This is a genomic window from Streptomyces sp. NPDC059679 (genome assembly GCF_042734105.1).
Taxonomy (GTDB): domain Bacteria; phylum Actinomycetota; class Actinomycetes; order Streptomycetales; family Streptomycetaceae; genus Streptomyces.
Window position 1 is genome coordinate 1 of record NZ_JBHWES010000148.1, and the last position, 6861, is coordinate 6861.

Here is a 6861-nt window from a genome sequence, read left to right on the forward strand (position 1 = left end):
GGTGTTGGTGGTTTGTTCGCCGGGGGGGGCGGGGGGGGCGGGGGTGGGGCTGTGGGGGCCGGGGCGGGGCCGCGCCGGGGGGGCGGCCCCCCCGACGTCACCGCGTCACCGTGTCATCCGGTCGTCAGTTGCCGCCGGTGACCTTGACGTAGTCGACCACCAGCTGCTGCGGGAAGGTGGTCGAGCCGTCCGGGTCGCCGGGCCAGTAGCCGCCGACCGCGAGGTTGAGAATGATGTAGAAGCCGTGGTCGAACACCCAGCGGTTGCCGTTCAGATCGGCCGGGGTGCGGGTCTGGTAGACGTTGCCGTCCACGGACCAGGTGATCTTGTTGGGCGACCAGTCGACCGCGAAGGTGTGGAAGCCGTCGGCGAACTTCTGCCCGTTCGGCAGGGTGTAGCCGGCGCCTATGCCGCCCGAGCCGGAGTAGCCGGGGCCGTGGATGGTGCCGTGCACGGTGCTGGGCTCGAAGCCGACGTTCTCCATGACGTCGATCTCGCCGCAGTTGGGCCATCCGGCGCTGCCGATGTCGTTGCCGAGCATCCAGAAGGCGGGCCACATGCCCTGCCCCCGGGGCACCTTGATCCGGGCCTCCACATGTCCGTACGCGGTGGTGAAGGTGCGTGCGGTGGAGAGCCGGGCCGAGGTGTACTCGCACCGGCCGTACCAGCAGTTGTAGTTGGCCGGGTTCTCCTTGCGGGCGGTGATGACCAGGTTGCCCTGGCCGTCGAGCGCCGCGTTCTTGGTGCCGTCCGTGTAGTACTGGCGCTCGTGGTTGTTGACGTTGTCGCCGGTCTCATAGCCCCATTTGGAGCCGTCGACGGCGCTGCCCGCCGCGCCGTCGAAGTTGTCGGTGAAGGTGGCGGCGACGGCCGGCGGGGCGGCGTCGGCGGCCGGGGCCGGCCAGGGGGCGGCGGCGAGGGCGGCCGCCGCGAGCAGGCCGGTCATGGCGATGCGCAGAGTTTTCCTCATGAAGCGATGGCCTTCCTGTGTGGGGGAACGGGCGGCCGGGGGCAGCCCGTAGGGAAGGGTGCGCGATGGGGACATCATGCCGAGCCTTGTTCAAGGCATGTCAATAGTCCGGACCATTCGCTTCAAAGAAGTTGAGGCATTTCGCCGTCGGCAGGGTCGGCGGCGGACAGAAGTCGAACGGGCGACAGGCCGCCCGCACGCCGTCAGCTCACTCCGCCGCACCGAACAGCGCGAGCAGATCCCGCCGCCCGAACATACGCGCCGCCTCGACCGCCGAGGGCGAGCCCGCCAGCGGATCGGCGCCGCCGGCCAGCAGCACCCGGACCACTTCCTCCTCGCCCTTGAAGGCGGCGCCGGCGATGGGCGTCTGACCGCGTTCATTGGGGCGGTCGGGGTCGGCCCCGCGGTGCAGCAGGGAGGAGACGGTCGCCGGGTGCCCGTGGCAGGCCGCGAGCATGAGGAGCGAATCCCCCTTGTCATTGGTGAGATTGGCCGGGACCCCCGCGTCCACATAGGCGGCGAGCGTATCGGTGTCCCCGTGCCGGGCCAGATCGAAGACCTTGGCCGCGAGCTGCAGCACCTCCGGGTCGTGGGCCGGCTCGGTCTCGCGATTCTGGTCGCTCATGGGCGTCTCGCCTCCGGCTTCGCGTCCACACCAGTGAATACACCGATAATCCACCCATTTGCACCTTTTGCCGAGTGGGTACCTGGAGTGACCCTGGAAGAACTCATGGTGACCGTCCCCCACCAGCCAGGAGCCCGTGATGATCCTGTCCATTTCCGGCGTCGTACTGCTCGGTGTCATCGTCTTCGTGTTCTTCCGCAAGGACGGCCTCAAGGCGTCGCACGCCATCATCTGCGCCCTTTTCGGCTTCTATCTCGCGAGCACCGCGATCGCCCCGAGCATCAGAGCCGGTGGCACCAGCCTGGCCAACCTGCTGGGCGGGATCAAGTTCTGACGTGCGCCGACGACCACTCCCCCGTGTCCTCAGCGGCGGCGGCCCGCTGGCCCGCGCCCGCGGGTTCGCCCGCGGCGGGCTGATCCGCGGCGGCTCATCCGCCCGCCTCGGCAAGCCGGCCCTCGGCGCCAGGTCGGCCCGCGTCCGCGGCTTCGCCCGGGCCGTCGGCGACGGCACCGCCGACGTACTGCATCCGCTGATCGCGCTCGGCCGCGGGCTGCGCGCCATGGCTGCCGCCGGGCGGCGCAAATGGGCACAGACCCCGAAGGAGCGCCGCGGCCCGGCGCTGTTCCTGATGGCCACCTGCGTGGTGGGCATCGCCCTGCTGCCGTACGGCCCGACGCTGTCGGCCGTCAGCCTGATGGGGGCCGCGTTCTGGGCCGGGCGCAAGGGCCCGGTCAAGGATCCGGGGCCCGACGAGGCCGGCCGGGAGCGCTTGCGGATCCTGTACGAGGCGCTGGTGCCGTACTTCTCCGCCGCCGAGGACCCGAGCCCGCTGTACACGCACGGCGGGGAGTGGTCGAGCGCCTTCGGCTCCTTCGAATTCGACGACGCCGGGCGGCTGACCCTGCTGAAGCTGCGCTACCCCGCGTACTTCACCGACGGCGACGACGAGTCCCGCACCCGCGTCGAGCGGCTGCTGTACGCCAAGTCGGGGCGCGGCCGGGAGTACTTCTTCGAATGGGACGAGGAGGCCAACCGCCTGACGATGACGGTACTGCCCGCCCTGTCCACCGCGATCGGCGCCCAGCGCTTTGTGACCACGCCCGGCGAGACTGTGCTCGGCTTCACCGACGCCTCCTCGGTGCAGCGCACGCTGCCCGTCACGGAGGCCGCCGACGACCCGGCGGAGGAGGTGCGGCGGGACGCCCCGCCGGTGGTGTGGCGCACCGGGCCGCGGTCCACGGAGCCGCATCTGCTCGCGCTCGGCCCGCCCGGGAGCGGCACCACGACCCTGCTGCGGTCCATCGCCCTCCAGGCACTGTGCCACGGCCAGGTGCTGGTGGTGGACGGCAGCGGCACCGGCGAGTACGCGTTCCTCGGCGGCCGGGCCGGGGTGCTGGGCGTCGAATGCGGGCTGGCCGGGACGCTGGCGACGCTGGAGTGGGCGGCACACGAGACGGAGCGGCGGCTGATCGCGGCGAACCGGGCCCGCCAGACGGGCCACCCGCCGCCGCAGGACATCCTCCGCCCGCTGTGGCTCGTCCTCGACCGGCCGACGGTGCTCGGCCAGCTCGCCGCGGCCGAGGGCCGCCGCGACCCCCAGGAGCTGCTGCAGGTGCCGCTGCGCCACGGGCGGGCGGCCCAGGTGCGGGTGGTGGTGGCCGACCACCTTGACGCCGCGGACGCGCTCGGCGAGGTCGTACGGTCCCACACCCGGGCCCGGGTGGTGCTGGGGCCCGCCTCCGACGACCAGATCCGGGCCGTGCTCGGCGCCCCGCCGCACACCACGCCGACGCCCGAGGTGCCCCCGGGCCGGGGCTACGTACGGCTCGGCGCCGGCCCGGTGCACCGACTGCAGGTGCCGGCCACCCCCGACCCGTACGACGAGGCGACGAACGAGGCGCAGCGGCAGGCCGTGCTCGGGCTGCTGCCGGAGCCGGAGCTGCCGCGAGAGGCGGCCCCGGACCCGAACCCGGACCCGGTCGAGGCCGCGGGGCGGATCGACATGCCGGTCGACATGGTGAAGGCCGGGCCCGCGGGGAGCCCGGCGGAGGGGTAGGGAGTGTCCGGACGGCCGGCTCGCGGCGGCACGGCCGTCAAGGCCGCGCCCCGCCACCGGCTCAGGCCACGTAGCTGCGCGGGACCTGGGCCTCCACCACGGCGCCGCTCGCGACCAGGTCCGCCGCGGCGGCCAGGCGGGTGGCGGCCTTCTCGGCGACCGCGCCGGCGACGGTGAACGGAAGCCGTACGTACCCCTCGAAGGCGCCGTCGACCCCGAAGCGGGGCCCCGAGGGGACCCGTACGCCAAGCCGCTCGCCCGTCTCCGCGATCCGTGACCCGGACAGGCCGCCGGTGCGGGTCCAGAGGGTGAGCCCGCCGTGCGGTACGGCGAACTCCCAGTCGGGGAGGTGGCGGCGGACGGCGGCGACGAGCTCGTCGCGGTTCTCCCGCGCCTGCGCGCGGCGCAGCTCGACCGCCTCGTCCCAGCCGCCGGTGGCCAGCAGCCAGCCCACGGCGAGCTGTTCGACGACCGGGGTGCCCATGTCCGCGTAGGCGCGGGCCGCGACCAGGCTGCGGATGATGTCGGGGGCGGCACGCACCCAGCCGATGCGCAGCCCGGCCCAGAAGGACTTGCTCGCCGAGCCGACGGTGATGACGGCGCTGCCCCCGGGGTCGAGCGCGGCGACCGGCCGGGGCGGCTCCACCTCGTCGTCCAGGTGCAGTTCGGCCATGGTCTCGTCGACGACGAGCACGGTCCCGGCCGAGCGCGCCGCGTCGGCGAGCTGTCTGCGCTGCTCGTCGGTGGCGAGCGAGCCGGTGGGGTTGTGGAAGTCGGCGACGACGTACGCCATCCGCGGCGCGGCCTCGCGCAGCGTCTGCCGCCAGGCCGGCAGGTCCCAGCCCGCGAGCCCGGGGCCCATGGCCACGGGCACCAGCCGGGTGCCGGCCTCCCGGAGGAGCTGGAGGACGTTCGCGTACGAGGGCGACTCGACGGCGACCCGCTCGCCATGGCGGACGAACAGCCGGCAGATGGCGGCCACCGCGCCCATGGCCCCGGTGGTCACCATGATCTGCTCGGGCATGGTCGGGATGCCGCGTGCGGTGTAGCGGTCGGCGAGGGCCTGGCGCAGCGCGGGCAGCCCCGCGGGGTAGTCGCCGTGGGTGTGGGCGTACGGCGGGAGCTCTTCCAGGGCGCCGCGCATGGCGCGGGTCAGCCAGGGCTCGGGCGCGGGCAGGGCCGCACAGCCCAGGTCGATCACGGAGCGCGCGACCTCGGGCGGCAGCGGGTCGAGCCCACGGGTGGGCAGCGGACTCCCGGCGGGCATCGCGGTCCAGCTGCCGGACCCGCGCCGCGACTCCAGGAACCCCTCCTGGCGCAGCGCCTCGTACGCGGCGGCCACCGTGGTCCGGCTCACCCCCAGGGCCGCGGCGAGCTCGCGCTCGGCGGGCAGCCGCGCCGCGACCGGGACCCGGCCTTCCAGGACGAGCAGCCGTACGCGATCGGCGAGCGAACGGTACGCGGGTACGCGCCGGCCGCCCGTCACCGAGACGATCGCCGCGGCCTCGGCCTCGCGTGTGTGCTCCGGCCCGAGCAGGCGAGCCAACTGGGGTGCTCCCACCGCGGATGTCCACGGACTCATCGTCTGCGGTCCACCTTTCCGGAATTGGCCATAGATCTGGACTGGTCTCGGGGTACAGAGTGACACGCCACAGTCCACTGCCTCCACCGGCAAGGCCACTTCAGCCTCTGGGAGCCTTCTTTGTCCGCGCCACCCGTACCGCCCACGTCGTCCGAGCCGTCACCCGAGCCATCACCTGAGCCGTCACCCGAGTCGTCGTCCGAGCCGTCGTCCGCGTCGTCCGCGCCGTCCGAACCCTCGGAGCCATCACCGCCCCCGTCCCCCGGCCCCCACCTCGCGCGCCGTCTGGTCCACCTCTACGCGGGGCTGGTGCTGTACGGCGTGAGCATGGCGCTCCAGCTGCGCGCCGGACTCGGGCTCGACCCCTGGGACGTCTTCCACCAGGGCGTCGCCGGGCACACCTCGCTGTCCTTCGGCACGGTGACCATCGTGGTCGGCGCCGCCGTACTGCTGCTGTGGATCCCGCTGCGGCAGCGCCCGGGGTTGGGCACGGTGTCCAATGTGGCGGTGATCGGCGTGGTGGTGGATATCACACTCTGGCTGATGCCGGACCTTCACGCGCTGGCTCTGCGGATCCCGCTGCTGGTGTTCTCGGTGATCCTCAACGGCGCGGCCACCGGTCTCTACATCTCGGCCCACTTCGGACCGGGCCCGCGGGACGGGCTGATGACCGGGCTGCACCGGCGCACCGGCCGCTCGGTGCGGCTGATGCGGACCACGATCGAGGTGACGGTGCTGGCGGTCGGGTTCGCGCTGGGCGGGTCCGTGGGGGTCGGCACGGTGCTGTACGCGCTGTCCATCGGGCCGCTCGCCCAGTATTTCCTGCGCTTCTTCGCACTTCCCTCGCCCGCGGGCGAGCGCTCGCCGGTCGTCGCACAGGGCAAAACACAGAAAACGCAAACAACACGGACAGCGATACATGACCGGATTTAGCCCTCGCGGGTGCGGAGCGGTAGTGTACGCCCTCGGCCCACAAGGCGGACCGTTACTGCGCGCTAAAGTACCAGAAACGCTGGGTGACATCTGCTGCCAGATGTGACAAACCGGGCGCCTGTGGGTAGAACAACGGGGCGGCACGACGGGCGACGCATGTCCCAGTACGGGAATCTTCACCGCCGACCGGACGTTGACCGGATGACGACGACAGCGACACCTGTCCTGTGGGCGACAAGCCCGGGAGGCACGATTCATGAGTGAGCGAGCTCTCCGCGGCACGCGACTCGTGGTGACCAGCTACGAGACCGACCGCGGCATCGATCTGGCCCCGCGCCAGGCGGTGGAGTACGCATGCCAGAACGGACATCGATTCGAGATGCCGTTCTCGGTAGAGGCGGAGATCCCGCCGGAGTGGGAGTGCAAGGCATGTGGTGCCGTAGCACTCCTGGTGGACGGCGACGGTCCTGAGGAGAAGAAGGCCAAGCCGGCGCGCACGCACTGGGACATGCTCATGGAGCGGCGCACCCGTGAAGAGCTCGAGGAGGTGCTGGCCGAGCGGCTGGCCGTACTGCGCTCCGGCGCTATGAACATCGCTGTGCATCCGCGCGACACCCGTAAGTCTGCCTGATCACACGACGGCAACCGACAGCGACAACAGCGACATATCAAGGGCCGGGGCCACTGCCGAGCC

6 protein-coding genes and 1 pseudogene are annotated in these 6861 nt (G+C 72.4%); 4 read left to right on the forward strand and 3 right to left on the reverse strand.

The features are described 5' to 3' along the window. Positions 1-136 precede the first annotated feature (136 nt). Positions 137-970, reverse strand: a pseudogene (locus ACFV2X_RS54930) (family 16 glycosylhydrolase); the annotation flags it as partial. A gap of 208 nt (positions 971-1178) precedes the next feature. Further along, entirely contained in the window at positions 1179-1595 is a 417-nt protein-coding gene (locus ACFV2X_RS54935; RefSeq protein ID WP_385631713.1) for an ankyrin repeat domain-containing protein, read from the reverse strand. A 139-nt stretch (positions 1596-1734) separates the two neighbouring features. Between ACFV2X_RS54935 and ACFV2X_RS54940 the strand changes: the two genes are divergently transcribed. Then, on the forward strand, positions 1735-1929 hold the full coding sequence (locus ACFV2X_RS54940; protein ID WP_014174892.1) for a hypothetical protein: 195 nt from the start codon (positions 1735-1737) through the stop codon (positions 1927-1929). A 1-nt stretch (position 1930) separates the two neighbouring features. After that, positions 1931-3652: a hypothetical protein gene (locus tag ACFV2X_RS54945; RefSeq protein ID WP_385631716.1), complete on the forward strand. Its 1722-nt coding sequence runs from the start codon at positions 1931-1933 to the stop codon at positions 3650-3652. 61 nt (positions 3653-3713) lie between these two features. On the opposite strand, the gene ACFV2X_RS54950 is transcribed toward ACFV2X_RS54945, so the two are convergent. After that, a complete protein-coding gene (locus tag ACFV2X_RS54950) occupies positions 3714-5234 on the reverse strand; it encodes a PLP-dependent aminotransferase family protein (protein WP_385631718.1) in 1521 nt (506 codons plus the stop codon). 120 nt (positions 5235-5354) lie between these two features. On the opposite strand from ACFV2X_RS54950, the gene ACFV2X_RS54955 reads away from it, so the two are divergent. Then, entirely contained in the window at positions 5355-6167 is an 813-nt protein-coding gene (locus ACFV2X_RS54955) for a YitT family protein (protein WP_385631721.1), read from the forward strand. 256 nt (positions 6168-6423) lie between these two features. Beyond that, the gene (locus ACFV2X_RS54960; protein ID WP_043486392.1) at positions 6424-6798 is read left to right on the forward strand and encodes an RNA polymerase-binding protein RbpA; all 375 of its coding nucleotides are present in this window, start codon (positions 6424-6426) and stop codon (positions 6796-6798) included. Positions 6799-6861 lie beyond the last annotated feature (63 nt).

Coding starts and splice junctions, on each gene's coding strand:
- ACFV2X_RS54935 (WP_385631713.1), bottom strand. CDS start 1,595: ATGAGCGACCAGAATCGCGAGACCGAGCCGGCCCACGACCCGGAGGTG.
- ACFV2X_RS54940 (WP_014174892.1), top strand. CDS start 1,735: ATGATCCTGTCCATTTCCGGCGTCGTACTGCTCGGTGTCATCGTCTTC.
- ACFV2X_RS54950 (WP_385631718.1), bottom strand. CDS start 5,234: ATGAGTCCGTGGACATCCGCGGTGGGAGCACCCCAGTTGGCTCGCCTG.
- ACFV2X_RS54960 (WP_043486392.1), top strand. CDS start 6,424: ATGAGTGAGCGAGCTCTCCGCGGCACGCGACTCGTGGTGACCAGCTAC.